At 63.5% G+C, this 26,668-nt stretch carries 25 protein-coding genes and 1 pseudogene; 10 read left to right on the top strand and 16 right to left on the bottom strand.

What is annotated here, in order from left to right; all coding sequences use genetic code 11:
• A pseudogene (locus Y707_RS30980) lies at positions 1 to 246 on the top strand (hypothetical protein); the annotation flags it as partial.
• A gap of 16 nt (positions 247 to 262) precedes the next feature.
• Here the strand turns inward: Y707_RS30980 and Y707_RS27860 are convergent.
• From Y707_RS27860 to Y707_RS0120075, 3 genes are all read right to left on the bottom strand, one after another.
• A complete protein-coding gene (locus Y707_RS27860; RefSeq protein WP_051442245.1) occupies positions 263 to 619 on the bottom strand; it encodes a hypothetical protein in 357 nt (118 codons plus the stop codon).
• Between the two features lie 335 nt (positions 620 to 954).
• The gene (pheA, locus tag Y707_RS27855) at positions 955 to 1,980 is read right to left on the bottom strand and encodes a prephenate dehydratase (protein ID WP_081745036.1); all 1,026 of its coding nucleotides are present in this window, start codon (positions 1,978 to 1,980) and stop codon (positions 955 to 957) included.
• Entirely contained in the window at positions 1,977 to 2,303 is a 327-nt protein-coding gene (locus Y707_RS0120075) for a rhodanese-like domain-containing protein (RefSeq protein WP_026536395.1), read from the bottom strand. Before Y707_RS0120075 ends, pheA begins: the two co-directional genes overlap by 4 nt.
• Positions 2,304 to 2,437: 134 nt before the next feature.
• On the opposite strand from Y707_RS0120075, the gene Y707_RS0120070 reads away from it, so the two are divergent.
• Both Y707_RS0120070 and pgm read left to right on the top strand, forming a co-directional pair.
• Complete coding sequence (locus Y707_RS0120070) at positions 2,438 to 3,835, top strand: amidase (RefSeq protein ID WP_026536394.1); 1,398 nt, start codon at positions 2,438 to 2,440, stop codon at positions 3,833 to 3,835.
• Positions 3,836 to 4,278: 443 nt separating this feature from the next.
• Positions 4,279 to 5,916, top strand: coding sequence for a phosphoglucomutase (alpha-D-glucose-1,6-bisphosphate-dependent) (gene pgm / locus Y707_RS0120065; protein ID WP_026536393.1), 1,638 nt, complete (start codon positions 4,279 to 4,281; stop codon positions 5,914 to 5,916).
• A 199-nt stretch (positions 5,917 to 6,115) separates the two neighbouring features.
• Here the strand turns inward: pgm and Y707_RS0120060 are convergent, their stop codons facing one another.
• Both Y707_RS0120060 and Y707_RS0120055 read right to left on the bottom strand, forming a co-directional pair.
• Positions 6,116 to 6,766, bottom strand: a complete 651-nt coding sequence (locus tag Y707_RS0120060; protein WP_026536392.1) for a ScbR family autoregulator-binding transcription factor — start codon at positions 6,764 to 6,766, stop codon at positions 6,116 to 6,118.
• 82 nt (positions 6,767 to 6,848) lie between these two features.
• Complete coding sequence (locus Y707_RS0120055) at positions 6,849 to 7,466, bottom strand: malonic semialdehyde reductase (protein WP_026536391.1); 618 nt, start codon at positions 7,464 to 7,466, stop codon at positions 6,849 to 6,851.
• Between the two features lie 235 nt (positions 7,467 to 7,701).
• Between Y707_RS0120055 and Y707_RS27850 the strand changes: the two genes are divergently transcribed.
• From Y707_RS27850 to Y707_RS0120030, 5 genes are all read left to right on the top strand, one after another.
• Entirely contained in the window at positions 7,702 to 9,072 is a 1,371-nt protein-coding gene (locus Y707_RS27850; protein WP_081745034.1) for a uracil-xanthine permease family protein, read from the top strand.
• A 241-nt stretch (positions 9,073 to 9,313) separates the two neighbouring features.
• A complete protein-coding gene (locus Y707_RS0120045) occupies positions 9,314 to 10,096 on the top strand; it encodes a DeoR/GlpR family DNA-binding transcription regulator (protein ID WP_026536390.1) in 783 nt (260 codons plus the stop codon).
• The gene (locus Y707_RS27845; RefSeq protein ID WP_051442244.1) at positions 10,093 to 11,073 is read left to right on the top strand and encodes a 1-phosphofructokinase family hexose kinase; all 981 of its coding nucleotides are present in this window, start codon (positions 10,093 to 10,095) and stop codon (positions 11,071 to 11,073) included. The genes Y707_RS0120045 and Y707_RS27845 overlap by 4 nt, the downstream gene beginning before the upstream one ends.
• Positions 11,074 to 11,075: 2 nt before the next feature.
• Positions 11,076 to 13,193: a PTS fructose transporter subunit IIABC gene (locus Y707_RS27840; RefSeq protein ID WP_051442243.1), complete on the top strand. Its 2,118-nt coding sequence runs from the start codon at positions 11,076 to 11,078 to the stop codon at positions 13,191 to 13,193.
• Between the two features lie 86 nt (positions 13,194 to 13,279).
• Positions 13,280 to 13,549 (top strand): HPr family phosphocarrier protein, encoded by a 270-nt coding sequence (locus tag Y707_RS0120030; protein WP_026536389.1) that lies wholly within the window; start codon positions 13,280 to 13,282, stop codon positions 13,547 to 13,549.
• Positions 13,550 to 13,585: 36 nt separating this feature from the next.
• Here the strand turns inward: Y707_RS0120030 and Y707_RS0120025 are convergent, their stop codons facing one another.
• From Y707_RS0120025 to Y707_RS0119985, 9 genes are all read right to left on the bottom strand, one after another.
• Positions 13,586 to 14,152: a hypothetical protein gene (locus Y707_RS0120025; protein WP_026536388.1), complete on the bottom strand. Its 567-nt coding sequence runs from the start codon at positions 14,150 to 14,152 to the stop codon at positions 13,586 to 13,588.
• Positions 14,153 to 14,633: 481 nt separating this feature from the next.
• A complete protein-coding gene (locus Y707_RS0120020) occupies positions 14,634 to 15,674 on the bottom strand; it encodes an acyl-CoA desaturase (RefSeq protein WP_081745033.1) in 1,041 nt (346 codons plus the stop codon).
• A gap of 82 nt (positions 15,675 to 15,756) precedes the next feature.
• A complete protein-coding gene (locus Y707_RS0120015) occupies positions 15,757 to 16,866 on the bottom strand; it encodes a glycerate kinase (protein ID WP_026536386.1) in 1,110 nt (369 codons plus the stop codon).
• Between the two features lie 183 nt (positions 16,867 to 17,049).
• The gene (locus Y707_RS27835) at positions 17,050 to 18,483 is read right to left on the bottom strand and encodes an MFS transporter (protein ID WP_081745032.1); all 1,434 of its coding nucleotides are present in this window, start codon (positions 18,481 to 18,483) and stop codon (positions 17,050 to 17,052) included.
• A gap of 215 nt (positions 18,484 to 18,698) precedes the next feature.
• Positions 18,699 to 19,532 carry a glycerophosphodiester phosphodiesterase family protein gene (locus Y707_RS0120005; protein ID WP_081745031.1) on the bottom strand — a complete coding sequence of 278 codons (834 nt, stop codon included), beginning with the start codon at positions 19,530 to 19,532 and terminating at the stop codon, positions 18,699 to 18,701.
• Between the two features lie 4 nt (positions 19,533 to 19,536).
• Positions 19,537 to 20,412: a Cof-type HAD-IIB family hydrolase gene (locus Y707_RS0120000; RefSeq protein WP_026536384.1), complete on the bottom strand. Its 876-nt coding sequence runs from the start codon at positions 20,410 to 20,412 to the stop codon at positions 19,537 to 19,539.
• 62 nt (positions 20,413 to 20,474) lie between these two features.
• Complete coding sequence (locus Y707_RS0119995) at positions 20,475 to 21,005, bottom strand: YbhB/YbcL family Raf kinase inhibitor-like protein (RefSeq protein ID WP_026536383.1); 531 nt, start codon at positions 21,003 to 21,005, stop codon at positions 20,475 to 20,477.
• A gap of 82 nt (positions 21,006 to 21,087) precedes the next feature.
• Positions 21,088 to 22,017, bottom strand: coding sequence for a carbohydrate kinase family protein (locus Y707_RS0119990; protein ID WP_026536382.1), 930 nt, complete (start codon positions 22,015 to 22,017; stop codon positions 21,088 to 21,090).
• A 37-nt stretch (positions 22,018 to 22,054) separates the two neighbouring features.
• Positions 22,055 to 22,822, bottom strand: coding sequence for an alpha/beta hydrolase family protein (locus tag Y707_RS0119985; protein ID WP_026536381.1), 768 nt, complete (start codon positions 22,820 to 22,822; stop codon positions 22,055 to 22,057).
• A 140-nt stretch (positions 22,823 to 22,962) separates the two neighbouring features.
• On the opposite strand from Y707_RS0119985, the gene Y707_RS0119980 reads away from it, so the two are divergent.
• Together Y707_RS0119980 and Y707_RS0119975 are read left to right on the top strand one after the other, a co-directional pair.
• On the top strand, positions 22,963 to 23,385 hold the full coding sequence (locus Y707_RS0119980) for a ChaB family protein (RefSeq protein WP_026536380.1): 423 nt from the start codon (positions 22,963 to 22,965) through the stop codon (positions 23,383 to 23,385).
• A gap of 30 nt (positions 23,386 to 23,415) precedes the next feature.
• On the top strand, positions 23,416 to 23,628 hold the full coding sequence (locus Y707_RS0119975) for a hypothetical protein (RefSeq protein WP_026536379.1): 213 nt from the start codon (positions 23,416 to 23,418) through the stop codon (positions 23,626 to 23,628).
• A 19-nt stretch (positions 23,629 to 23,647) separates the two neighbouring features.
• Here the strand turns inward: Y707_RS0119975 and Y707_RS0119970 are convergent, their stop codons facing one another.
• Together Y707_RS0119970 and Y707_RS0119965 are read right to left on the bottom strand one after the other, a co-directional pair.
• Positions 23,648 to 24,106: an SRPBCC family protein gene (locus Y707_RS0119970; RefSeq protein ID WP_026536378.1), complete on the bottom strand. Its 459-nt coding sequence runs from the start codon at positions 24,104 to 24,106 to the stop codon at positions 23,648 to 23,650.
• Positions 24,107 to 24,151: 45 nt separating this feature from the next.
• Positions 24,152 to 26,572 (bottom strand): phosphoketolase family protein, encoded by a 2,421-nt coding sequence (locus Y707_RS0119965; RefSeq protein WP_026536377.1) that lies wholly within the window; start codon positions 26,570 to 26,572, stop codon positions 24,152 to 24,154.
• Positions 26,573 to 26,668 lie beyond the last annotated feature (96 nt).

The raw sequence follows: 26,668 nt of genomic DNA, 5'->3' as shown, positions 1-26,668 counted from the left end.
GCCGGGCAGGTACTCTTTAAACCACGGCGCCCGACCCCCGCCATGGCCTTTTACCGGGCCAAAAAGATCACAGTGCACTGCACCGACCCGATGGAAACCCAGCTGGACGGTGATCCGTCAGGACCGGTCACCTCCCTTTCGGTGGAGGTGAACCGCGGCGCCCTGGCAGTGCGGGTGCACCGCAAGGGCGGGCAGGGCCAGACCGAAGAGCTACTCAAGTCGGCCGTGGAGGACAAGGCCAGCTAAGAAGGCCCCGGCCGAATCAGGCCGTGGAACCGCCAAGGTGTGCAGGGTCATCGCTGGCATCGTCCGACGAGGATCCGCCTTCATCGACGTCGCCCATGGCCTCGTCCATCTGCGGTTCCTCGTCCGGAATCTGCTCCGACTTTTCCTCGTCCGGGAAGACGCCCTGGGACTGCTCTCCGATCAGCGACTGTTCCTGTGCAAACCGGACGTCGTTGGCTTGGTCACCGGCATCGCCGACACCGTCATCCGGGTCCGCTGCCATGCCGGGGTTCACGATCTCGCCATCGGTGTTCTCACCTGATGGCTGGTTCCCGTTCGGGGGATTAACAATCTTGCCGTCGCCCTGCTGCTGATCGTCCTGATTCTCGCTCATCACGTTCCCTTTCGTCGAAAATCCTGCAACTGCCTTTGGCGTTCAGCCTACTTAGTAGTGGCGCCATGCGAAAGCGCGCTGGTAACCAGCCGCGCTGTCGAGTCAGTGCGAGCCTAGCAAATCGACCACGGCCCTCTCGGAGGACGGGTAACTGCCGATCGACATCGTGCGCCCGCCCATGTACAGATCCACCACCCGTGGATCCACGTAGGATGATCGCGCAGCATCGAACCGTCCGGGTACAGGTAGCTGAAGCCCTTGCCGCGCTTGCGTCTGACGATTCCCGGCTTGTCCGGATGGCTGCGCCTCAACCGGACCATCAGAAAGCCCCCTGTTTACTCACCGCGCAGAACCGATTCCACCCAGGAGGACGCAGCCTGGAACGCCTCATCCCGGTGGTGCGGCGGCACGGACGGCGGCCGGCCATCGGCCCTTGGGTAGGATCCCAGGAACCGGATAGAGGGGCTGATCCGGTGCAGACCGGTCAGGGCATCCACCATTCTGGCGTCCCGGGCATGACCCTCGGCGTCGATGCTGAAAAAATAGTCCCCGAGGAACTGACCGGTCGGCCGGGACTCGATGCGGCTGAGGTTGACACCACGGGCGGCAAACTGGTCAAGGATCTCCATCAGGGCACCGGGGTGGTCCTCCGGCAGCGGGATGACGAGGGTGGTCTTGTCCGAGCCGGTGGGTTCCGGAAGTAACCCCGGGCGGCTGACGAGTACGAAACGGGTGACTGCGCCGGTGTTGTCTTCGACGCCGTCTGCCAGGACATTCAGCCAGTGCCGTTCCGCCACAACATGGGAACAGATGGCGGCATCGTAATTCGCCCCTGAGGTGGCCGCGCCAGCAGGCGGCACCTGTCCGTCGCGGTCGAGCAACCCCAAAGCTGCGGCGGCCGTGGACGACGACGGAACATATTCCACGCCCGGAATGTTGGCGTTCATCCAGTCCCGGCATTGAGCCCAGGCATGCGCATGAGTGGATATCACGCGGACATCACCGAGCGTGACCCCGGGCCGGGCCACGAGCACGAAGCTGATTGGCACCACCACCTCACGGACGATCCGCAATTCGGCGCCTTCGGAAATAGCGTCGAGTGTTGCGCTGACGCCGCCCTCCACCGAATTCTCGATGGGCACCATGGCCGCCGCTGCTTCGCCGGAGCGGACGCGTTCCAGAGCGGCATTCACGCTCGACGACGGAAGGCGGTGGGCGGCATCGGCGCCGGGAACCTGGAGCAGCGCGGTTTCCGTGAAGGTCCCCTCCGGGCCGAGATAGGTATAGACCGGGGATCCGTTGGGCGGTCCAACACTCGTACCGGAGACTGCCCGCGCCGCTTCCGTTTGGGAAGTGCTCATTTCACATACGGTTCTTCGCCGGTCTCCGAGACCATCGGCTTGTCGGCATCCATCCAGGCGCCCATGCCACCCGAAACGTTGACGGCGCTGTAGCCGTTATGCGCCAGCCACTGGGTGACCCGGCTGGAACGGCCACCAGTGCGGCAGATGACATGCAGGTCCTCGTCGGGGTCCAGTTCATCGATGCGCTCCGGAACCTCGTCAACCGGGATATGTACGGCTCCGGCAATATGTCCGGCCTGCCATTCGTAGTCCTCTCGGACGTCCAGGATTCTGGTGTTCTCGTTCAACTCGTTGACGCCGACGCTGGGTACGGATTCCATGAAAGGTGTCCTCCTAGATAAAGGCCTGCGGCCCCGGGTTGCTTCCTAAAAGCCTATAGTCTTCAGCTTAGGGCTGACGGCCCTGCCGGCAATGTGACCGGCGACGTAAATCCCCACGAACCTCTGGAGGCGCCATGTTGGCCGGAACTGGAAGTCAACTGCACGAATTGACGGCCCTCGGGTTACGCGACGCCATTCGGAACGGCGAGGTGGGTTCGCGCCAGGCAGTGTCGCATTTCCTCGACCGGATTGAGCGCCTCAACCCCGAATATGGCGCCTTTATTTCGATCACAGGCGACCAAGCCCTGGCGGAAGCGGCAGCCGCCGACGAGCATCAGGCGCACGGAGGTGAGCTGGGCCTGCTGCACGGCATGCCGCTGGCGCATAAGGACCTCACCGACGTCGACGGCGCTGTCACGACCCACGGCAGCGCGGCTGTCCCACACCAGCGCGCGACGGCGGACGGTCCATTGGCCGCGGTGCTGCGCCGTCAGGGAGCCGTCAGTCTGGGAAAGACGCAGGTCCCGGAGTTCGGCCTGACGAGTTACAGCGGGAACAACCTCGCACCGCCGGCACGGAATCCGTACGACAACACGCTCAGCGCTGGCGGCTCATCGGGTGGAAGCGCCGCGGCGGTGGCGGCCGGCATGTTGCCCTTCGCGCCGGGCAGCGACGGCGGCGGCTCGATCCGCATTCCCGCGGCAGCCACCGGTCTCGTGGGACTGAAACCGAATCGTGGACGGGTTCCGGCGGGATCCGGGCAGAACGACGCCGGCGGGTTCTCCGTCGCCGGACCCTTGGCCAGGACGGCCGACGATGCCGCCTTGCTGCTCGACGCTATGTGTGACGACCGGAACCACCGCTCACTCAGTGCCGTGCCGGCGTCGTCCTCCTCTTTCCTCGCCTCCACGCTCCAGAGGGGTGGCAAATTCAGGATCGGGGTCAGCACTGCTTCACCCTTCGAGGAATATTTCCCTATCGCCCTGCAACCGGAGGCTCAGGCGGCCCTGGATCGCGGCATCGAACAGTTGATGGCGCTGGGGCACGACGTCGTCCCGGCCGACATCAGTTATGACAAACGTTATCCGGAGGCCTTCACCACTGTGTGGACATCGTCCATGGCGGCCGCGCCCATCCCCGCGGAGCGCGAGCATGAACTGATGCCGCTGACCCGGACGTACCGCAGCCGCGCACAGGCCCGCAGCGCCGTAGACCTGCTCGCCGCCGTCGACGTCCTCAAGCGCTTTGAGTGGGACACGATCGCCCAATATTCCGCATACGACATGATTCTCACGCCGGCGCTGGCGATGACACCGCGTCCGGTCGGATGGTACACCGAAGACCCGGACGAGGACTACAAGCGGCAGTGCCAGTACTGCCCCTTCAGTTCGATGGTCAACGTCGTCGGTCTGCCCGCCATCACGGCACCGGTCATGCTGACTCCAACGGGCCTGCCGATGGGCATCCAGCTGATCGGACGTCCCAGTGGTGAGCCAGAGTTACTGTCCGTCGTGGCCCAGCTAATGGACTGATGGTATTCAGGACCGTCACTGCGCCAAAGGCGGTGACCCACAATTTCCGGCCTTAGCGTCTGCCAGCTGTCAAGGCTGGGTCATCGGGAACCCGAATGATCCCCCACAAGCATGCTCATCGATAAAGCTACGGGTAATGACACAGCTCAGTTGGGCCATAGCACTTCCGTCCTGCCAGCGGGGAACGCCGCTCAGACCACCCGCATGAGCCGGGAGTGCAAACATTGAGAGGCCCAGCAGCAACGCTAATGTCGCACTTACTTGGCGGATCATTTTCTTCATTTTCCTCACCTGCTTCGTCTACTGCTGCATGTCTGATCTGTCGAAAGCCGGTAGCTACCTTGGTTCCAACCTGACACTGGCTAATATTCTGGTCAACACCTCGCGGATCAGGATGCTGCATGAGACTGCCGCCACGCGGCCGATTCTGGCATGCTGGTGCTATGACTAGCCGTGCGGGCACAGTGGCCCTACCCAGCGACCTGGTGGATCTGACGAGGCTGTTGGACGCCTATTACGATCTGCAGCCGAGTATGGACGATCCGGCGCAACGCGTTTCCTTCGGCACATCCGGGCACCGCGGTTCCAGTACCAAGGTCTCGTTCAACGAGGCGCACATAGCCGCCATCACGCAGGCGATCGTGGAGTACCGGGCTTCGCAGGGGATCACCGGCCCGGTCTTTATTGGCAAGGACACCCATGCGTTGTCCGAACCGGCCCAGAACACCGCCCTGGAGGTGCTGGCCGGCAACGGGATCCGCGTCCTGGCCGACGCCCGCCGCGGCTACACCCCGACTCCGGCTCTGTCGCACGCCATCCTCCGCTACAACCGCGGACCCGAAAAGCATGACGACGTCGCCGACGGCATCGTCGTCACGCCCAGTCACAACCCGCCAGGCGACGGTGGCTTCAAATACAACCCTCCACACGGCGGTCCGGCGGACTCGGATGCCACCGGCTGGATCGCCGACCGGGCCAATGAATTGCTCGAGGACGGATTGCGCGGGGTGCGCCGCATGCAGCTGGCGCACGCGCTGGAAGCCGAGACCACGGGCCGGTATGACTATTTGGCTTCCTACGTCGATGACCTTCCGGCGGTACTGGACCTGGCCGCCATCGCCGGTTCCGGACTGCACATCGGCGCCGACCCGCTCGGCGGAGCCAGTGTGGACTACTGGGGTGAAATCGGCGAGCGGCACGGCTTGAACCTGACGGTAGTCAATCCGTCGATCGATCCGCAGTGGGCCTTCATGACGCTCGACTGGGACGAAAAGATCCGGATGGACTGCTCCTCCCCCGACGCTATGGCCTCGCTGATCTCCCGGGCCGGCAACTACGACATTGCCACCGGAAACGACGCCGACGCCGACCGGCATGGCATTGTCACTCCCGATGCCGGGCTGATGAATCCGAACCACTATCTGGCCGTGGCGATCGACTACCTATACCGGAACCGGCCTGACTGGCCGGCTGGTGCGACGGTGGGCAAGACGCTGGTGTCCTCGTCGATCATCGACAGGGTCGCTGCCGGCCTTGGGCGGGAACTGGTGGAAGTTCCGGTCGGATTCAAATGGTTCGTACCCGGGCTGCTGGACTCCTCCGGCGCCTTCGGCGGGGAAGAATCAGCCGGCGCATCGTTTCTGCGCCGCGATGGCGGAGTCTGGACCACGGACAAGGACGGCATTCTGCTGGCACTGCTGGCATCCGAAATTACGGCAAAGACCGGCCGCACTCCATCCCAGCACTACGCTGGCCTCACCGACCAGTTCGGCGATCCGGTCTATGCGAGGATCGATGCTCCCGCGACCCGCGATCAAAAGGCTGCCCTGGGCAAACTGTCCGCGGAGCAGGTCACGGCCGAGACACTTGCCGGTGAACCCATCACGTCCAAACTCACCAAGGCGCCCGGCAACGGTGCGGCGATTGGCGGATTGAAGGTTTCCACGGAGAACGCGTGGTTCGCCGCGCGGCCCTCCGGAACCGAAGACGTGTACAAAATCTACGCAGAGTCGTTCAAGGGCTCTGGGCATTTGAAGCAGGTCCAGGACGAGGCCAAGGCGCTCGTCGACGGTGTCATCTGAGAAACGGCCCGTTAAACCGCCGACCCGGCCTGCGTCTTAACGCGGCCGGGTCAACTACCTAGCACTCCCCACACAACCCCCACATTGTGCGCCCCCCGGAAATTCAGGATGGCAAAACGCTATCATAAGAAACCGTCGCGGCGGTATGTTTTTCGGGAAATTGCTTCGTCCGCGGAAAATCGGTCACCGAAAGGGACCTTTATGGCTGTAAGTCAGCTTCCGCCTGGCGAATAACGCCGGGCAACGTCAGGAACTCCGCCTGCTTCTCCGGCGGGACAATCCCGGGCAGCACCATCTTCCACATTTCTTCCAGCCGCTGAAGGACGTCCTCCCGCGCCGGCACCATTCCGGTCACAGTGTCAACGCCGGTGTGGGCCGACACCAGGAAGCCGGCGAGGACCGACGCGTCAATATCCGGCCGGATGCTGCCTTCCGTGATTGCCCGGTGGATCAGGTTCTCGCAGGTCTTGATCCAGTCCTCGTGGGGGGTCTCCTCGCCGAAGACGAGCTTGGAGTTTTCCATCGTCAACCGGACTGTTGCCCGGGTGAGCGGATTCTCGGTCAATTCGGCGACGCCGGCGCTGATTCGAACCAGCGACTCCAGCGCACAATACCCGCCGCTGAGAACACGCATGCCTATCGCTGTGGTGGCAGTGAGGTTTTCGTCGATGACGGCCCGGGCCAACGCCTGCTTGGAGTCGAAGTGGAAATACAGTGCACCCTTGGTGACGCCGGCGGATGCGGCCACCTGCGCCATCGTCGTATGGGCATAGCCCACATCCAGAAAAACCCTGGCGGCGCCGTCAATAATGAACTTACGCGTAATTTGGGCGCGCGCTTGCTGAGCCACTTTGACGCCCCCCTTCAGGCTAGTACCACCACTATGGTACGACGCCGCAGCTTATTGTGGGCATCACCTGACGGCCGGATTATCAGACAGTCGTAACGACGTCGTCGTAGTTGAGCCGCGGCAGCCGTTCGCCCCAGGCGCCTTCGGCGGGGTAGCCGATGTTGACGACCATGAAGGAGTGGGTGTTTCCCTCCGGGAAGAAGTCGGCATCCAGTGCCTCGGCGTCATAGCCGCTCATCGGTCCGGCGGCCAGGCCGAGCGAGCGCACCGCCATGATGAAGTAACCAGCCTGAAGGTTGGCGTTGTTGTTGCCCAGCTTGTGCCGGCCCTCGGCGTTATCGTCGAACATGGACTTCAGCTGCTGGGCACCGGGGTTGAAGGTCGGAAAGTGCTCGTGCCAGTCGGCGTCGTAGCTGAGAATCGCGCTCAGCGGGGCGTTGCGCGTCTTTTCCTGATTACCACCCGCGAGGTGCGGGACGAGGCGTTCCTTCGCGTCCTCCGAGCGGACATAGGTGACGCGCAGCGGCTGGTTGTTGAACGCCGTCGGGCCCATTTTGACGAGCTCGACGATTGACCGTGCCTGCTCTTCGGAGACCGGGTCGTTGGTGAATTTATTGGCGGTGCGGCCCTCACGGAACAGCAGGTCTGCAGCCGCAGGCTCCAAAACGAGCGTTTCATCCAAAGTCAGTTCAATAGTCATGCTCAGCACTTTCCACGAATTTCCGGCCCCGTGACGGGGACCCTCTCCAGTGGATATAACCGGCGCGGGAGCCGGGTTCATTTCCAACATCACGGTGACATTGCTCACCCGGCAAAGCCGGCCGCCCTCTTGCATCGTCGACGGCGGCGGGAAAGTCCACGGGGCGAAGCAACCGGTCCCGGCGGTAGGCTATCGGAGGGTTTTTCGTACAGGAGGGCAGGACAGAATCGTGAACATGCTTAAGTGGCACCTGCATGGAGATGGGAAGACCATCAGGGCCGGCGAAGTGGTCGCGCCCGGCGAGCGCCTGACCTGGCCGCGGACCATCGGCATCGGCGTGCAGCACGTGGTGGCGATGTTCGGTGCCACCTTCCTGGTTCCGCTGATCACCGGTTTCCCGCCGGCGACGACGCTCTTCTTTTCCGGTATCGGGACCATCCTGTTCCTGGTGACCACCGCCGGAAAGATCCCCAGCTACCTTGGCTCGAGCTTCGCGTTCATCGCGCCGATCGCCGCTGCCACCAGCCAGCACGGCCCAGCCGGCGCGCTCGGCGGCGTGGTGATGGCCGGTGCGGTGCTGGCCCTGATCGGCGCCATCGTCAACTTCGCCGGAACCCGGTGGATACAGGTGCTGATGCCGCCCATCGTCACCGGCGCCATCGTCGCGCTGATCGGGCTGAACCTGATTCCTTCGGCGAAAGACAATTTCACCGCCGCACCGGTCACCGCCCTGGTCACCCTCATCACGATCATTGTCGTCACCGTGCTGTTCAAGGGCATCCTCGGCAGGCTGTCCATCCTGGTTGGCGTCGTTGCCGGCTACCTGGTCGCGATGCTGCGTGGCGAGGTCGACTACCAGGCAATGCGCGACGCCGATTGGGTCGGCCTGCCGCCGTTCCAGTTGCCGGAATTCCATCTCTCTGTCGCCGGCCTGTTCATCCCCGTGGTCCTGGTCCTCGTCGCTGAGAACATCGGACACGTGAAGTCCGTCGCGCTGATGACCAACCGCAATCTTGATCCGCTGACCGGCCGGGCGCTGATGGCGGACGGCCTCGCCACCGTGCTGGCGGGCACCGGCGGCGGCTCCGGAACGACGACGTATGCGGAGAATATCGGCGTCATGGCCGCCACCCGGGTCTACTCCACCGCGGCGTACTGGGTTGCGGCGATCACGGCGCTGCTGCTGAGTTTCTCCCCCAAGTTCGGCGCCCTGATCGCCACCGTTCCCGCCGGTGTGCTTGGCGGCGCCGCCACCGTGCTATACGGGATGATTGGCGTCCTCGGCGTGCGCATCTGGGTTCAGAACCGGGTCGACTTCGCCAATCCCATCAACCTGACGACGGCGGCCGTCTCACTTGTCATTGGAATCGCCAACTACACCTGGATTGTCGGAGCACTTACCTTCGAAGGCATCGCCTTGGGCACCGGTTCGGCGCTGCTGATCTACCACGGCATGACTCTGATCGCCCGTTGGCGTGGAACGGCGGGAATGGACGACGGCGAACCGCACCACGAGGGTAGGCACGCGGCTGCCACCGTGGAAGACGGTGAAGCGGTCGGCGACGGCACGGACGGCGTCGGAGCGAAGCCCAGCAAACTCGGCTGACCGCAGTAAAGGCGTCTAATGCCCGCCCGCGTCCGACGGGCAACAACATTGAGACATCGCCCCTGTCTTCGTAAACCCTTCTTCGATCACGCCCGATTATCTGTGTTTATTTGGTAAAACTCTTGACATGCAGAAAGAAACACAGATAGAATCACTCAAAACAACATGCACGTGATGGCGGTCACCGTCGTTACGGATGAATGTTCCGGTGCTGAAATGGGCACCGGCGAGAGGGAGACTCATGTTCGCCGAAGAGCGTTACACCAAGATAGGCGACCTGGTTGCCGCCGAGGGACGCGTCAGCGTGGCTGCCCTCGCGGAGCGGTTCAACATCACCCAGGAAACCGTCCGCCGTGATCTCGCCGCCCTCGAAGCCGACGGCATGGTCCGCCGCGTGCACGGCGGGGCGGTTCCTGCCGGCAAAATGAGCACAAGCGAGCAAAGCCTGAGCAGCCGGCAGACCCAGAACCACGACCAGAAGGCCAGGATCGCCCGCAAGGCCCTCGAACTGATTCCATCCTCCAGTTCAGTCGTCATCGACGCCGGAACCACCACCGAACTGCTGGCCGACCTGCTTCAGGACTGGCAACCCGCGAATCCCGGGGACGATCTGCTGGTCATCACCCATGCGGTGCCGATTGCGGCCAAGCTCGCCAATTCGTCGACCATCCAACTCGAGATGCTCGGCGGACGCGTCCGCGGACTGACCCGGGCCGGCGTCGGGGATCGGACGATCAGCCAGATTGAAGACCTCCGGCCGGACATCGCCTTTATCGGAACGAACGGCGTTCATGCCGGCTTTGGCTTGAGCACTCCGGATCCGCAGGAAGCCGCTGTCAAAACCGCCATCGTCCACTCCGCACGCCGGGTGGTCGCCTTGGCCGACTCCTCGAAGCTCGATGAGGAAACCCTGGTCCGCTTCGCCCACCTGAAAGAGATCGATGCCTTGATTACCGACGTCGAACCATCCGCTGAACTGGCCGGCGCTCTGCGTGACGCCGGCACCGAGGTGGTGCTGGCATGATCGTCACCCTCACCGCCAACCCGAGCCTCGACCGGACGATTGAACTGCCCGGCCCGCTCGCCCGCGGAGATGTCCAGCGCGCCACCGCAGCGAATCAGGATCCGGGCGGAAAGGGCGTCAATGTCTGCCGCGCCTTGACTGGCTCCTCCGCCTCCTCCCTCGCTGTGCTTCCCGGCAATGACGACGACGCCGTTGTGGCGGCGCTGCGGATGTCCGGCATTGAATTTGCGAACCTCCCGATCGGCGCCAATTTGCGCAGCAACATCACCCTCACCGAGCCCGACGGCACCACGACGAAGGTCAACGAACCCGGGCCGGAACTGACGCCACAACAGCAACGCGAGCTGATCGACCTGTTGCTGGCAAGCGCCGAAGGTGCCCAGTGGATCGTCCTGGCCGGTTCCCTTCCGCCGGGTGTTCCGACGGATTTCTACGCCCGGATCATCCAGCAGGCCCGCCTCCGGTTCGGCTCCGCCTGCCCGGCGATCGCCGTCGACACCTCCGGGGCGCCGCTGACCGCCGTCATGTCCGCCGGTGCCGACATCGCGCCGGACCTGCTCAAACCCAACGCCGAGGAACTGGCGGAACTGACAGGTGCGGGAACCGAACAGGACCTGGAGAACGACCCGTCGTTGGCCGCCGCGGCCGCCCGGACGCTGATCGACCAGGGATGTTCCGCCGTACTGGCCACGCTCGGATCCAAAGGGGCCGTTCTGGTTACCGGAGACGAATGCTGGCACGCAACACACGCCCCCATCCGGGCCCGCAGCACGGTGGGCGCCGGCGACTCCTCGCTGGCCGGCTACCTGCTGGCGAGCTCGGCCGGTGCGCAACCGCAGGACAGACTGCGCCAGGCCGTCGCCCATGGAGCAGCGGCAGCCTCCCTCCCCGGCTCCACCCTTCCATCACTTGACCAAACCACTCCCGCCGCTGTCGCCATCGCGCCGTTGGCACTGAATCCATCCAAAGGAGGCTGACCATGTCAGCACTGATTACCCCGGAGCTCGTCACTCTGGACAAGAATCTCGGCAGCAGCCGCGCGGACGTTATTCGTGCGCTGGCCCAAGCCGTGGCCGACTCCGGCCGCGCCAGCGAGTTCGAGGGCTTGTACGCTGACGCGATGGCGCGCGAGGAAAAGACCGCCACCGGCGTTCCCGGCGGCATCGCTATCCCGCACTGCCGTTCGACGGCGGTCACGGAACCGACGCTGGCCATGGCACGCGTGGAACCGGCGGTCGATTTCGGCGCCAAGGACGGCCCGGCGGATCTGATCTTCTTCATCGCCGTACCGGAAGGTGCCGACCAGGAGCACCTGAAACTGCTGTCCAAGCTGGCACGGTCGCTGATTAAGAAGGACTTCACCGCCGCCCTGCGCGAGGCCAAGTCCGAGGCGGAGATCGTGGAACTCGTCGACGGCGCCTTGAACGACCGGCCGGTACCCTCGAAGCCGGCCCAGGAAAGTAGTGACGCTGCCGCCGCTGGATCGGCTGCAGGGGCTCATGCCGGCGGAAGTGCACCGGCCGCCGCGACGGAAACGGCCGCGCCATCCGCCGGAGCCGCTGACGCTTCCTCCCCCGCCGTCAAGCGCTTGGTGGCTGTTACCGCCTGCCCCACCGGCATTGCCCACACCTACATGGCCGCCGACGCCCTGGTGGCTGCCGGCGAGCGTGCCAACGTCGACGTGCAGGTTGAAACGCAAGGCTCCTCAGGTTCGAAGCCGCTTGATCCCGCAGTCATTGCCGCCGCAGACGCCGTCATCTTCGCCGTCGACGTGGACGTCCGCGACAAGCACCGTTTCGCCGGCAAACCGGTGATCAGCGCACCCGTCAAGCGCGGTATCGACGAGCCGGACGAAATGGTGAACGAAGCCATCGCCGCGGCCGCCGACCCGTCGGCACGCCGCGTCAGCTCCGCAGGCGCTTCCAGCAGCAGCGACACGGCCGAAAACGGCGAAGGCATCGGCTCGCAACTCAAACGAGCCCTGCTCACCGGCGTCAGCTACATCATTCCGTTCGTCGCCGGCGGCGGGCTCCTGATGGCCCTGGGCTTCCTGCTCGGCGGCTACGGGATCGGTGTGACCACTGACGGCGTCTTGAGGGCGGATCAGATCCTTGAATCCAGCACCCTTGCAAATCTGCCCGACGGCGGATTGGGCCTTTATCTGGGCGCGGTCTTCTTCAAGATCGGCAACCTGTCGATGACATTCCTGATCCCTGCGCTTGCCGGTTACATCGCCTACGCCCTGGCGGACCGGCCCGGCATCGCACCGGGGTTCACAGCCGGTGCAGTCGCAGGCTTCATGGGTGCAGGGTTCCTCGGCGGTATCGTCGGGGGTTTGCTCGCCGGCTACGTTGCCATGCTGATCGGCCGGATCCAGGTACCGCGCTGGCTACGGGGCTTGATGCCCGTCGTCATCATTCCACTGCTGGCCTCCGTCGTGGCATCCGGACTGATGCTGCTCGTGCTGGGTGGACCGATTGCCGGACTGACTGATTTGCTCAACAACTGGCTCTCCGGCATGACCGGTGCTGCCGCCGTCGTACTGGGCATTGTGCTTGGTTTGATGATGGCGCTCGATCTTGGCGGCCCGGTCAATAAGGTGGCCTACGCCTTCGCCGTCGCCGGTCTGGCGGCCGGATCCGTGGACAATCCGGCGCCGTGGGAAATTATGGCCACAGTGATGGCGGCCGGGATGGTTCCGCCGTTGGCGATGGCTCTGGCCTCGACTGTCCTGGGCAAGAGGCTTTTCACCCCCGTCGAGCGCGAGAACGGCAAGGCGGCCTGGCTGCTCGGAGCGGTCTTCATCACCGAAGGCGCAATTCCGTTCGCAGCAGCCGATCCACTGCGCGTCATCCCGGCCGGAATGGTCGGCGCCGCCGCCACCGGAGCGCTGATCATGGGAACCGGCGTCACTTCCCAGGCGCCGCATGGCGGATTCTTCGTCTTCTTCGCGATCGGAAACCTCCTGATGTTCACCGTCGCCATCCTGGCCGGAACGGTCATTTCCGCCCTGACGGTCATCGCTTTGAAGCGGTTCACAACCAAGAAGCCGGCAGCCGCCGCGGAGAGCAACGAATACGCGGCGGCAGCTGCCTGACAAAAACGCCCGGGGCACCGCAGCTGGGCACTCAGATCGCTGTAGCCTGTGCCCGGATCTACTAACACCAAGCATCAAGGAGAAACATGCCTGCACGCACCGCCACCATCGCCAGCCGCGTGGGACTGCACGCCCGTCCAGCTTCCATCTTCGTCGAAGCCGCGGCCGATCAGCCAGTCGACGTCACGATCGAAATGGAGGGCGGAGAAGCCCTGGACGCCTCAAGCATCCTGTCGATCATGGGGCTGGGCGCCTCGCACGGAGACGTGGTCGTCCTCCGAGCCGACGGAGACGGAGCCGACGAGTCGCTGGACATGCTCACGCGCATCCTGGAAACGGACCACGACGCCGAGTAACCCGGCGCCGCGGTCCGTCTCATCGGATGGCTGGTGTCACCACCGCAGTTTCGGCTCCCGGGCGCCCTGCCGGCCACTGGCCTGCCGGGGCTTATGCCCGGAGCCGACACTGCGGCCTCCGGGGAGGTTGCCAAAGCCGGTGTCGTTGCTGAGCTGATACAACTCCACCCACTGATCGGTGTTCAATTCCGAAGCCGGCAGTTGGGGATCGATTGACGACTCAGCAACCCACTTGTGGGCAGACGCCGGACCGATAATCCGAGCTGCGGTGGCACGGATGCCTTGCCGCTTGCCTTGCAGCACGCGGTCGATCAGCTTCTGGAAGGCATAGTGATCCTCCCATGGAAGCAGCGGCTCCTCCATTTGCTGCACACGCACGGTCAGACCCTCGACGGCATCAGCAGTCTGCACCATCGCGATGCTGTACCAGGGAGCCCAGTAGCGCTGCAATGCGGCAAGTCCCGGGGGGTGACCGTTGTCAGAGTGCACCAGTAATGGCTGATCCGGAACGTGTCGTTCCTTCAGCAGCTTCTTGAACGTGGACTCGTTTACTTCCCGCAGGTCGGAGACAGACGGCGGTTGATGGTTGGTTTGGGCCGTCATGGCGTTCCCTTCTCGATCGGCTTGTTGAATCCTCAACTGCCGCCGGGTGCCATTCATGGTGCTCCTATGGTCGTCGGAAAGTGACGGCGCTTAGGGTCAGGAACCAGCAAATTCGAGCCGCGTGAATCACCGCGAGGTGCTGGATATGAAGAATGGGAATCGTCCCGGAGGCCCGGCCTCAACAAGAAATTTCGGTTTTTGGCGCTATGCCGTCAGCAGTTGAACTGCTCTTACTCGAAAATCAACGTTCCCATGCGGAGCAGAGTAACTTATTCAGCCAGATGTGGCCAGAGCCGGACGGCGCAGAGACCGGAGACGGTCCTCGGCGTCGAAAACGGTTCTGCCGACCACCGTTTTGGCAGGTCAGCACCGTGTTGGCCGCTAAGGACCGTTCCCGGCACCGGTGCGCAACCCTGAAGGGCCACCACCACACGGCCGGCACGGCCGGCACGGCCAGCCAGCCCAGCCAGTCAGGACGAAGTCAGCCTTGTTGTTGAGCCTGCGCCGCCGCCAACTTGGCGCGGCGCTCGGGCTTGGACCACTTGACCTTGGTGGCCCATCCGAACTTCTCGAACAGCCAGATCATCCGGGCGGAGATATCGATCTGGCCCTTGTCGACGCCGTGCCGTGCACAGGTCGGATCGGCATGATGGGAGTTGTGCCAGGATTCACCAAACGACGCGATGGCGAGCGGCCAGAAGTTCCCGGCCTTGTCCCGGGAGTGGTACGGCTTCTCCCCCACCATGTGACAGATGGAATTCACAGACCAGGTGATGTGGTGCAGTACGGCCACCCGGACCAGCCCGGCCCAGAAAAACGCCGTCAAGGCACCCCACCAACTCATCGTCACTAGACCGCCAATGAGCGCCGGCAGCAGCAGGGTAACCAGCATCCACACGCCGAACATCTTGTCGATGCGCAGAATCATCGGATCCTTAAGCAGGTCAGGGGCAAAGCGGATCCGGTTGGTGACATCCCGCTCGAACAGCCAGCCCATATGCGCGTGCCAGAAGCCTTTGGCCAGCGCCCACGGTGAATCGCCGAACGCCCACGGCGAGTGCGGGTCGCCGTCGGTATCCGAGAAGGCGTGGTGGCGGCGATGGTCCGCCACCCAGGTAATGACCGAACCCTGCACGGAGAGCGAACCGGCAACCGCCAAGGCCCCGCGCAGACCCTTGTTGGCCTTGAACGAGCCGTGCGTGAAGTAGCGGTGGTAGCCGATGGTGACGCCGAGGCCGCTGATCACGTAGAACACCAAGGCCAGTGCGACGTCGATCCAGGTCAGCCCCCAGCCCCAAGCGAGCGGAATGGCGGCAACCAAGGCGGCCAGCGGCAGGAGCACTCCGATATACACACTGATCTGACCCGCAGTGTTCCGCGGTCCGTCAATCACCGGTCGGGGGCTCGTCTGCTCCGGATTTTCCCGGGCATACGTCGTCAGATCGACCGCCGAATCTGTCTTCGACGGCCGGAATCCTGGCTTCGCCTTCGGGCGCGTCTGTGGTTCATCGGTGGTTGTCATTGGGACCTGCCTGCTCGGAATCTCTAACTTACGCCAGAGTAACCTACGCCACCGTAGGGTTCAACGGGAGAGCATCCGGGGCTTACAGGCTCCGCAAGGCCCTAACCGTCGCCTCCCTGACATACGTCGCAGGTTCCGCTAGCGCTTCATCGACAGAGGGCGCACACTCGACGGCCGAACACAGTGCCTTCACGCCATGGTTGTAAATGTCCTCCAAAGCCAGCGTCGAACGTCCGGCAACCACGACGACGTCGGTCCGGTTGGCGTGGGCGCGGTCCGCCACGGACAGCGGCGCCTTCCCGAACCGCGACTGTTCATCGAGGGACCCTTCGCCGGTGATGACCAGGTCCACCCCGGCCAGCGCAGCATCCAAACCAACAAGTTCTGCCACCAGATCGAACCCGGATTCCAGGCTGGCCTCCGTAAAGGCCAGGAACGACGACGGGAATCCGCCGGCCGCTCCAGCTCCCGGAATCTGTACGTCAACGCCGCTGGCTTTCTGCAGCAGTTCTCCCCAGTGGCGAAGCGCGTCATCCAGAAGAGACCTGGCGGCCGCATCGGCGCCCTTTTGTTCGCCAAAGATGTGCGCGGCACCATCCGGACCGTGCAGCGGATTCGTGACGTCCGCGGCGATCCGGATCTTCACATCCTTCAAACGTGGATCAAGGCCGGAGTCGTCGATCTGCAGTACGGTCGCCAACGCCGCTCCACCCAACCTGGCACGGCCGCCGTCGTCGTTCATGATCTTTAGCCCGAGGGCACGCAGGGCACCTGAACCGCCGTCGGTCATTGCCGACCCACCGATGCCGCAAATGATCTCCTCCGCGCCGGCGTCGAGCGCTTCCTTGATCAGCTGGCCGCTGCCGTAGCTGTGCGCGGCGAGCGCCGACTGGACCCGCGGCTGGACGTACCGCAAACCACTCGCCTCGGCCGTTTCAATCACCGCGGTTTTGCCAGTCAGCACCCAACGCGCCTCGACGTCCTCGCCGAGCGGTCCCTGAACCGTAGCGGTGCGCTCCTCGCCACCGGCCGCAAGCGCAGCCTCCAACGTACCCTCGCCGCCGTCGGCCACCGGAACGATCGTCGTCTCCGCATCGGCGAAGACCTCCGAGGCGCCGGAGGACATTGCCTCGCCAGCCTCACGGGCGGTCAGCGTGCCCTTGAACTTATCTGGAGCAATCAGGATGCGCATACCGCCCAGACTACTGGTAGGTCGACAACTCTTCATTCCCGCGGGAGGGGTCAAGGAGCGAAGGAAGCCGTGACGGTGGTGATTCGCAGGACGGCCTCGGTCGTTATCACCCGATCGTGCCGTTCGGTGTCCAGAGCCAAATGCAACGACAGACCTTCGATCGCTCGGACAAGCAGGCTTCGACTACCGGAACGACGACTGTGGTTTCAGCCTCTTCTGGTGGGGAATCTCCGTACCACGCAGCGACGCGCCCGCGGTCTCCGGCACGAACCAGAGGGCGAGTGCACCGACGGCACAGGCTGCCATCAGGTAATACGCCGGGATGAGGACATCGCCTGTCACCTCGATGAGTCGTTCATTAACCAGCGGGGCCGTACCGCCGAACAGCGCCGTTGAAACGTTGTAGGTGATGGCAAAACCCGCGTAGCGGACCTGGGTTGGGAACATGGCAGGGAAAGTGGCCGAAATGGTCGACAGTTGCAGCACGTAGAGGATTCCCAGCACTCCGAATCCGATCAGCGCTCCGAAGAACCCCGTACCCATCAGCAGATACATCGGAATGGCGAAGACGAAAAGTCCGCCAAGCGAAATCGTCCACATCGGCTTCCGGCCCACCTTGTCGGAGATCCGGCCCGAGAAGGGGATGAGGCTGAGCATGACCACTTCGCCGATCAGGATCAGCAGCAGCGAGCCGTTGTTCGACAGGCCAATCTGAGTCTCCAGATAGGTGGGCATATAGCTGAGCAGGGTGTAGTTGGTGACGTTCAGCGCGACGACGAGCCCCGCCATCGTAATCAATGGCTTCCAGTACTTGACGCACAGATCCTTCAGCTCCTGGGTGGCACTGGCCTCGGACTCATGGTGCTCGTCGATCTCGCGGAATACCGGCGTGTCCTCGACCTTCGTCCGCAAGTACAGACCGATCAGGCCCAGCGGCCCAGCGACCAGGAATGGAATCCGCCAGCCCCAGTCCATCATCGTCTGCTCGCCCAGCGTCAGTTGCAGGGCGAGCACGAGTCCGGCGCCTAAAGCAAAGCCGAAGAGCGTTCCAACTTCGAGGAAGCTGCCATAGAACCCCCGCTTCTTGTCCGGTGAGTATTCAGCCATGAAGGTTGCCGCGCCGCCGTATTCACCACCGGCGGAGAAGCCCTGCAGCATGCGCAGTGCTACCAGAAGGATCGGGGCCCAAATACCAATCGCGTCGAAGTCGGGCAGCAGACCGATCGTAAATGTCGAGCCAGCCATCAGCACGATAGTCAGCGCAAGGATCGTCTTGCGTCCCAGCCGGTCTCCCAGTGGACCGAAAATCAGCCCGCCGAAGGGCCGGACCAGGAAAGAGATGGCGAACGTGGCCAGTGCGAATGCCGTGCCGCCTTCGAAAAAGTTGGCCGTGATGTAGCTGACGACGACGGCGTAGACACCGTAGTCGAACCATTCGGTGGCATTACCTATCGCTGATGCGCCGATGGCCCGCCGGATGGTTTTCCTGCCCTCAGGACTATCGGTGTCCGGCGCCGCATACTCCGGCTCGGAAGGACCAGCACCGTCCTTGGCTTCCGGCTTTGGCTCTCCGTCTCCGGATGTGCGGCCTGCGGCTTCGTTCTCTTCGGGTGCCATGTTCTCTCCGTCCCTGGCAGCGATCAATCGTTATCCAGTGATCCCGCTTCCGGCGTGGACTTCGGCAATCCTGCCAGGCCTCTGGTTCGCACCAAGAAGCAAAGAACGTCAGAAGCAACACTTTATACAGGCATAGGAACAATATCCAGTAGCCTTACTATTCGCGTGTCAGGTCCTGGCTCGACGGCGGCCAATGGCCTTCCGACGGCGGACGGTCAGCCGTTCTGCGGCCAGAAACCGCGCGCCTCCATGATCCCGGCCAGCAGATCGGCTCGGTCCGTCATGACACCGTCGACGCCGAGATCCAGCAGTTCCTTCATGACGGCGGCTTCGTTGATGGTCCAGACATGCATCTGCAGGCCGAGCCGGTGCGCAAGAGCGACGGAGCGGGCAGTGACGATCCTGATACGCCCGTACTTGACCGGAACCTGCAGCGCGTCGATGCCTCGCAGTATCCACGGCAGCGGCCAGTCCATTCCCAGCCTTCCGAGCAGGACGAACGCCCCGACGCGGAGCATGCCGGCGGAATTGGTCGGTGCCCGGTCGCTCAGCAGAGCTTGAAAGGCGAGTAGCCGCTTGTCCGAAAAGGAGGTGATGCAGACCCGGTCATAGGCGTCGTGACGGTCCAGTACGTCCTTGAGCGGAAGGATGGAGAATGCGTCTTTGATATCGATATTGATGCAGGTATCAGGCAGGGCGGTGAGCAGTTGATCAAGGGTCGGGATTGGCTCCCGGCCACCGATTTTCACGTGCTGCAGCTCGGCGTAGGTGTGGTTCTTGATGGCGCCGTGCCCGTCAGTCACCCGGTCCAGGGTCTCATCATGGAACAGCACCACCACGCCGTCGGACGTAGTGTGGACGTCTGTTTCGACGTAGCCGAAGCCGAGCGCCGCGGCATCCTTGAACGCTTGGAGTGAGTTTTCCAGCCTGTCCCGGGAGAAGCCACGGTGGGCGAAGGCAACCGGCCAGCGGACGCCGTCGTGCTGGTTTTTCAGGAAACCCGGAGGCCTTCCACTTCGCTGCCGGTTACGGTCCGCTTCGCCCGGCATTGGGTTACGCCGATGCCGTTTCGTTCAGCTCCGCCAGCCGGGCCTCCAGGACCTGGGCAACCCCGTCGTTCGCAAAGGGAGGGGCCAGCAGATTGGCAGCCTTGAGCGCGCGGGGGTGGCCGCTGGCCATGGCGTAACCGTGTCCGACCCAGTCCAGCATCTGAATGTCGTTGGGCATGTCGCCGAATGCGACGACGTCCTTGGCCTCAATCCCCAGCCCGGTGGCGAACCGTTGGAGGGCTGCGGCCTTGTTCACCTCGGGGAGCGCCATTTCCAACAGCGCCTGGCCGGGACTGGAATGCGTGACGGAAACAAGATGCCCGACGGCGGGAGTCACCCTGGCGAGGAAGTCGTCCGGATTGGTGTCGGGAACCTTGGCCAACAGCTTGGCGACCCCGGCCCCCGGGTCTGGTGCCGCGCTTCCGGCCTGGCTGGCTTCATTCTCGCCGGCCTCCGCCTCGGCAACCAGACTGTCGCTCAGATAGTGTGGCGTCACGCCGTTCTGGTCCAGGATCGACTGGCTGGCAAAGCCCGGTTCGATATGGAAACCCTTGATCGTTTCAGCGGCGAAGGCGGCGGTGGGATACATGTTCTTGATGACCTTGACCGCTTGGAACACACTGTCGTGCGGCATGAGTTGGGCGCTGAGGACCTTGTGGTCTGCAAGGTGGTAGACCACGGCGCCGTTGGAACAGATGACCGTGCCGTCGAAGTCCAGCTGCTCTTCCAGTGGCACCAACCACCGCGGTGGCCGCCCAGTGACAAACACGATCTCAATCCCGGCCTGGCGGCAGGCGTCGAATGCCCTCACGGTGCGTGCACTGATCCGCCCCGAGTGGTCAATGATCGTTCCGTCCATGTCACTCGCCACCAGCTTCATGAATACAGCTTAAGGTGCGGAGCCGCCTGACCCTTCATCGGGCAGGATTGTGACCGCTGGCGCTACTGCTCGAACGTGCCGATGATCCTGGCCCGGCCGATGGCGTGCGAGAACAGGTTGAATCCGAGGAACGCGGCGCTGGCGTCTTCGGGAATGTCCAGCGATTCGACGTCGACTGCGTGAACCACGACATGGTACTCATGCGTTCCGTGGCCCTCGGGCGGTGCGGCACCCACATAGTTGCTGGTGCCGGCGTCGTTCTTCAGCTGGATGGCGCCGCCCGGAAGTTTGGAGCCGGAATCATCACCAGCGCCGGCCGGGAGCGACGTCGTCGAACCCGGCAGGTTGAAGACCGCCCAGTGCCAGAAGCCGCTGGCCGTGGGAGCGTCCGGGTCGTACACCGTCACCGCAAAGCTCTTGGTCTCCTCCGGGAAGCCGCTCCACGACAACTGCGGGGATAGGTCTTCGCCGCCGGCGCCCATTCGGCCGCTTGCCTGGGGGCTGTTGAGCGGCTTGCTGTCCGTGATGTCCTCGGAGGTCACCGTGAATTCGGGGACGGAGGGTAGGTCTGCGTAAGGGTCGCGGGAAGCCATGTTGTCCTTCTTTCCTTGGTCGGTTGTTCCGTTCTGGTTGCTCTATGCGTACTGGTTCAGGTTCCTGCCTGCGTTCCCTGCGTCAGGAACTGCGCCGCTGCCTGAGTTCGGTTTTCGACGGCGGGTTGGCGCCCGCCCGGGAAACAGTGATGGCCGCTGCTGTGGCCGCCGTTTCGAGGATTCCGCGCAGTTCGCCGGTGCTGATTTGGCGCAGCTTTTCGCGGCGGCCGGAACCATCCAACTCTTTGTCCACGATAGCCCCGAGCAGTGCGGCCATAAAGGAGTCGCCGGCCCCGACCGTATCCACCACCTCGACCGGTGGAACGGCCGCGGTCGCCTCCCCGGCCGCGGCAACGGCCCACGGCTCATCACCACCTTGGGTCACTACGACAATCGCCGGACCAAGTTCAAGCCACGCCCGCGCGGAATCCTTCACCGACCGGTCCGGGTACAGCCATTCCAGGTCCTCATCGGAAGCTTTGACAACGTCGGCCAGCCGGACAAACTTCTCCGCGGCCTCACGCGCGTACGAGGGATCCGTGATGATCGTCGGGCGGCAATTGGGGTCGTAGCTGATCGTGGCCAATGGATGGGCATGTTCGACGGCGGTCAGCACCGTGCTTGCGCCGGGTTCGAGCATCGTGGCGATGGAGCCGGTATGGAGAAGTGTGCTGCCTTGCAGATCATCGGAAAGCCGCTCCAGCAATCCGTCCAAAGACCATTCCAGCTCAAAGGTATACGTGGCCGCGCCGGTTTCATCGAGGGTGGCGGTCGCGGTGCTGGTTGGTGAATCATCCGGTGAAAGCGGGTTCAGCACCGAGTTGTCAGCCAGGTGGCCGGAAACCATCTGGCCGAAGTTGTCCTTGCCGTATCGGCCCAGGAACTGCACGGCATGGCCGAGCCTCGCCAGGCCGACCGCGACATTCATCGGGCTCCCACCAACATGGGCCCGCGGTTTCACGCCGGCGCCTTCGACGACGTCGATCAAGGTCTCACCCATTACTGTCAGCACGCTTATAACGTACCAAACCCGCCACCCGCGATACCCGTCACTCCACCACCGCACGCTCCAATAGATGACGGCACTTCGCAAACGCTTCGGAGCCCGGGTCGATCAGGTCGAAGTGGCCCCCGCGGACGGGAACGAGTTCGGCGGTGGCTCCTGCCTCGACTGCGGCAGCGACGTAAGCGGTTGACTGGCTGATCGGAACGGCAGTGTCATCCTCGGCATGGAGCGCGTAGACAGGGATACGCAGCGGTACTTGAACAAGCGGGTCTGCCCATTCATAGCGGCGTGGATAATCGGTCGGCGTCCCGCCCAGGAATTCCGCCACGGCGCCGTTGCTGAGTCCAGCTTCGAAGGCCGACCGCAGATCCAGCAAACCAGCCTGGGAAACCACCGCCTTCAGCCTTACGGCTGGGGCGGAACCCGGAGCACCGGCCGGCAGCTGATCGCGTCCACCCGCCCACGTGGCAAGGTGTCCGCCTGCCGAATGACCAAGTGCGACGACGGCGTCCAGACCCAGCCCGTGTTCCCTTGCCAGCTCCGCCAGCTTGTCGATCCCGGTGGCGATGTCCTCGAACGTCTCCGGCCAGCCGCCGCCATTTCCCATCCGCCGGTACTCAAGATTCCAGCAAACCCAGCCGCGGCCGGACAGGTCTTTGGCAAGTGGTGCGCCAAGTTCGGCGCCATAGCGGGAGCGCCAGTAACCGCCATGAATGATGACGACGATGCCGGGATGCGAGCGCTCCTCGGGCAGGTACAGCTCGCCGTACTGACTCGCATCCGGTCCGTAACTGATCCGCTTGCCGTTCATAATGCCTTTCGCGTAATGCCTTTCGAAGATTCGAACCCAGCATAATGCCACAAACCGTCTAATCCTTGCGGGATAATAAGTCAACTTATAGTCTTAAATCAAGGTTCGATACCCGCCGGTTTGAAAGGAGAGTGGCGATCATGCCCAAAACCGATAAGAACGGCAACGTCATAAAGGATGAACTTCCCAGCACGCTGCAGCGCTCGGACAAAAAGGCACAGGAAACCTTCGCGAAGGCCCTGGATTCCGCCGAGGAGGAGTACGACGACGAGCAACGCGCCCACCAGGTGGCCTACGCTGCCCTAAAGCACACGCACGAGAAGGTCGGCGATCACTGGCAACCCAAGGACAAGAAGGGGCCCTCGGACGAGCAGGCCAAGGGAGGCCGGGACACCTCGAAGGATACTGCCGGCGGCGTCGACAAGAACGCCTCCAAGGAGCACCTCTACGACCTGGCCCAGAAGATGGACATCCCCGAACGGTCGAAGATGAGCAAGGACGAACTCGTCGACGCCCTGCAAAAGGCTAACGACAAGAAGACGCGCGAGTCCCGCGGAGATTGATTTTGCCGCACCTGTATAGGGAGGGGCAATATGAACCGTCGGAGCGATATCGCCGGGGACGCACTCCCCCTCGCCACCGATAGGGATCTGGATCCCCTGCTCGAGCGGAGCAATTACGTTCCGACCACGCTCGACGGACGATACGACGCGTTCCTCTGGTTCCGCGACACATCGGCACTTCAGCCGTTGGCCGCCGCGGAATCCGACGGCGGGGAAATGGAGACGTGGCCGGAAGGTCGATAACCAGCCACGTCATCCACCGCTATGCCACGGCTGCAGCAAGCCGGTTGAGCGTGTCTTCCAAACTTTCCTTCGAGACAGCCGGGAACTGCACCTGCTTGAGTACTTCCTTATCGGTCACGGCGCTCCAGTCGTAGGTCACCGAGACCCGCGTTTCGTCTGAGCCAAGGGACTCAAGTTCCCATACCCATTCCCAGCCCGGTGGCTCCTGGCCCTCCGGAGCGGTTTTCCATGCGAGCAGCTTGTTCTCATCGAATCCGACCACGTAATTGTCGGTCTTGTATTCGCCGCCCATCTTGTCCCAGAACTGGTTCATGGTGAACACCTGTCCGGTACCGGAGATGCGGTCGGTTTTGAAGTCGGAGCGGACCATTCCCGACCCGTCGATCTCCGGGTGGCGTTCCGGGTTGGACAAGATCTCAAAGATGTTCCGGGCAGGCGCGTCGATGGTGCGCTCTGCCGTCTGCTTTTGTTCAGTCATTGAAATTCCTTTCGTTGGGTCTTCTAATCCGCTGATGCGGTCGTCCTACTCTCCGGCAGGAAGGGTCCAGCCGGTGATCTCCTCGGAATCTTCCCCATGGGCACGGGTATGCTGCCAGGCCTGCAGCCTCCGGTCCTGCAGTTGCTGACGTAGTCCGGCCCACCGCGCGGCGAGTCCGGGGACCCTGTCGATGGCGTCGATGGCCAGTTGGAATCGGTCGATGTGGTTGAGCATCGCCATGTCGAACGGCGTCGTCGTCGTGCCTTCTTCGATGTACCCGCGCACGTGGATGTTGTCGTGGTTGGTGCGGCGGTAGGTCAGCCGGTGGATCAGCCACGGATAGCCGTGATACGCGAAAATGACCGGCTTGCCTGTGGTGAACAGCCCGTCGAAGTCGCGGTGCGTAAGCCCGTGCGGGTGCTCCTTTTCGTCCTGCAGCCGCATCAGGTCGACGACGTTGATCACCCGCACCTTCAGGTCCGGTATCGATTCGTGCAGCAACTGGGCCGCGGCCACGGCCTCCACTGTCGGAACGTCACCGGCACAACCCAGTACGACGTCGGGTTCCTCGCCTTCGGTCTCGTGGCTGGCGAACTCCCAAACGCCGATTCCCCGCGCGCAGTGCAGCAGCGCCTGCTCCGGATCAAGCCAGGTCAGCGACGGCTGCTTGCCCGCCACAATCACATTGACGTAGTCGCGTGAGCGCAGGCAGTGGTCGGCGACGGCGAGCAAAGTGTTGGCATCCGGCGGCAGATACACCCGCACCACCTCGGCCTTCTTGTTCACCACATGGTCGATAAAGCCCGGATCCTGGTGCGAGAACCCGTTGTGGTCCTGCTGCCAGACATGTGAGGAAAGCAGGTAGTTCAGCGACGCAATCGGCTGGCGCCACGGCAGTTCCTGATGCACCTTGAGCCACTTCGCGTGCTGGTTGAACATCGAGTCGACGATGTGCACGAATGCTTCATAACAGTTGAACGCGCCGTGCCGTCCGGTGAGCAGGTAGCCCTCAAGCCAGCCTTGGCACAGGTGTTCGCTGAGGACTTCCATCACCCGGCCTGAACGCGCCAGGTGCTCATCGACGTCCTTCAGCTCCGCTTCCCAGACCTTGTCAGTGGCCCCGTAAACCTCCTGCAACCGGTTCGACGCCGTCTCGTCCGGGCCCATCAGCCGGAAGTTGCCGGGGTTGAGGGAAATGACTTCGCGGAGCCATTTACCGAGGTTAATCATGGCGCTGGTGCGCTCCCGGCCGGGAGACGCGACGCCGACCGCATGCTTTTCATAGGACGGCAACTTCAGGTCCTGCAGCAGCCTGCCACCATTGGCATACGGCGTGGCGCTCATCCTCAGGTCGCCTTCAGGAGCCTGCCCGGCGATCTCCGGCCGAAGGCACCCCTCGTGCGTGAAGAGTTCATCCGGTTTGTAGGATTCCATCCACTGCCCGAGCTGCCGGAGGTGCTCCTTGTTGTCATGCATTCCGGACAGCGGCACCTGGTGCGAACGCCACGTTCCTTCAACCTGGTTCCCGTCCACCACCTCGGGACCGGTCCAGCCCTTCGGCGAGCGCAGCACGATCATCGGCCAGGCCGGCGTCTCGTCGGCGCCGCGGTTTGCCTTGCCGGCGCTGCGGCACTGGTCCTGAATCTCCTTGATTTCGTCGACGCAGACATCCAAGGCGTGGGCGAACTCCTCGTGAGCCACCATCGTTTCGCGGGGATCCTCCACCGTGACGAAATGCGGCCGGTACCCGTACCCCTCCATCAAGCTGGCGAGCCGGCCTTCTGGCATCCGCGCCAGCACCGTCGGGTTGGCAATCTTGTAGCCGTTCAGGTGCAGGATGGGCAGCACCGCGCCGTCGGAAACGGGGTCCAGGAAGGTGTTGGAATGCCAGCTGGCCGCCAGCGGTCCGGTCTCCGCCTCGCCGTCGCCAATCACGCAGGCGGCAATCAGGTCCGGATTATCGAAGGCTGCACCATAGGCGTGGGCCAGCGAGTAGCCGAGCTCGCCGCCCTCATTGATCGACCCTGGCGTCTCCGGTGCCGCGTGGCTGGGCACGCCGCCCGGGTAGGAGAACTGCTTGAACAGTTCCTGCAGCCCGGCCTCGTCCCGGCCGACATGCGAGTAGATCTCCGAGTACGTGCCCTCCAGCCAGGCGTTGGCGACATTGGCCGGTCCGCCGTGCCCGGGTCCGGTAATGAAGAGCATTTCCTGCTGCCGTTCCCGGATCACCCGGTTCAGGTGGGCGTAGATGAAGTTGAGTCCCGGCGTCGTCCCCCAGTGCCCCAGCAGGCGGGCCTTAACATCGTCGACGTCGAGCGGCCGGCGCAGCAACGGGTTGTTCCGCAGGTAGATCTGCCCAACGGACAGGTAGTTCGCCGCGCGCCACCAGGCATCCACCATTTCGAGGGTTCTATTGTCCATCCCGGGCGTGCTGGTTTCTGCGCTCGTTGAATCCGTTGTTGTCATCGCTCCATCAACCTCTCTTTACGACTCCGTTCGGACTTCGTCCGGTTCCTTGTCGGGCCGCCAGCCGCGCCAGGCGGGCTGGCGAAGCCTCCCTCC

This window comes from Arthrobacter sp. H14 (genome assembly GCF_000520495.1).
Classification (GTDB): domain Bacteria; phylum Actinomycetota; class Actinomycetes; order Actinomycetales; family Micrococcaceae; genus Arthrobacter_C.
This window is presented reverse-complemented; position numbering and strand designations above follow the sequence as displayed.

Excerpts from the sequence above, each read along its gene's own strand:
- Y707_RS27845 (WP_051442244.1), top strand. The coding sequence starts at position 10,093 with ATGATCGTCACCCTCACCGCCAACCCGAGCCTCGACCGGACGATTGAA.
- Y707_RS0120070 (WP_026536394.1), top strand. The coding sequence starts at position 2,438 with ATGTTGGCCGGAACTGGAAGTCAACTGCACGAATTGACGGCCCTCGGG.
- Y707_RS0120005 (WP_081745031.1), bottom strand. The coding sequence starts at position 19,532 with ATGCCGGGCGAAGCGGACCGTAACCGGCAGCGAAGTGGAAGGCCTCCG.
- Y707_RS27835 (WP_081745032.1), bottom strand. The coding sequence starts at position 18,483 with ATGGCACCCGAAGAGAACGAAGCCGCAGGCCGCACATCCGGAGACGGA.
- pheA (WP_081745036.1), bottom strand. The coding sequence starts at position 1,980 with ATGAGCACTTCCCAAACGGAAGCGGCGCGGGCAGTCTCCGGTACGAGT.
- Y707_RS0119975 (WP_026536379.1), top strand. The coding sequence starts at position 23,416 with ATGAACCGTCGGAGCGATATCGCCGGGGACGCACTCCCCCTCGCCACC.
- Y707_RS0119970 (WP_026536378.1), bottom strand. The coding sequence starts at position 24,106 with ATGACTGAACAAAAGCAGACGGCAGAGCGCACCATCGACGCGCCTGCC.
- Y707_RS27840 (WP_051442243.1), top strand. The coding sequence starts at position 11,076 with ATGTCAGCACTGATTACCCCGGAGCTCGTCACTCTGGACAAGAATCTC.
- Y707_RS0120030 (WP_026536389.1), top strand. The coding sequence starts at position 13,280 with ATGCCTGCACGCACCGCCACCATCGCCAGCCGCGTGGGACTGCACGCC.
- Y707_RS0120055 (WP_026536391.1), bottom strand. The coding sequence starts at position 7,466 with ATGACTATTGAACTGACTTTGGATGAAACGCTCGTTTTGGAGCCTGCG.
- Y707_RS27850 (WP_081745034.1), top strand. The coding sequence starts at position 7,702 with ATGCTTAAGTGGCACCTGCATGGAGATGGGAAGACCATCAGGGCCGGC.
- Y707_RS0119965 (WP_026536377.1), bottom strand. The coding sequence starts at position 26,572 with ATGACAACAACGGATTCAACGAGCGCAGAAACCAGCACGCCCGGGATG.
- Y707_RS0120015 (WP_026536386.1), bottom strand. The coding sequence starts at position 16,866 with ATGCGCATCCTGATTGCTCCAGATAAGTTCAAGGGCACGCTGACCGCC.
- Y707_RS27860 (WP_051442245.1), bottom strand. The coding sequence starts at position 619 with ATGAGCGAGAATCAGGACGATCAGCAGCAGGGCGACGGCAAGATTGTT.
- Y707_RS0120075 (WP_026536395.1), bottom strand. The coding sequence starts at position 2,303 with ATGGAATCCGTACCCAGCGTCGGCGTCAACGAGTTGAACGAGAACACC.
- Y707_RS0120000 (WP_026536384.1), bottom strand. The coding sequence starts at position 20,412 with ATGAAGCTGGTGGCGAGTGACATGGACGGAACGATCATTGACCACTCG.
- pgm (WP_026536393.1), top strand. The coding sequence starts at position 4,279 with ATGACTAGCCGTGCGGGCACAGTGGCCCTACCCAGCGACCTGGTGGAT.
- Y707_RS0119995 (WP_026536383.1), bottom strand. The coding sequence starts at position 21,005 with ATGGCTTCCCGCGACCCTTACGCAGACCTACCCTCCGTCCCCGAATTC.
- Y707_RS0119985 (WP_026536381.1), bottom strand. The coding sequence starts at position 22,822 with ATGAACGGCAAGCGGATCAGTTACGGACCGGATGCGAGTCAGTACGGC.
- Y707_RS0120025 (WP_026536388.1), bottom strand. The coding sequence starts at position 14,152 with ATGACGGCCCAAACCAACCATCAACCGCCGTCTGTCTCCGACCTGCGG.
- Y707_RS0119980 (WP_026536380.1), top strand. The coding sequence starts at position 22,963 with ATGCCCAAAACCGATAAGAACGGCAACGTCATAAAGGATGAACTTCCC.
- Y707_RS0120020 (WP_081745033.1), bottom strand. The coding sequence starts at position 15,674 with ATGACAACCACCGATGAACCACAGACGCGCCCGAAGGCGAAGCCAGGA.
- Y707_RS0120045 (WP_026536390.1), top strand. The coding sequence starts at position 9,314 with ATGTTCGCCGAAGAGCGTTACACCAAGATAGGCGACCTGGTTGCCGCC.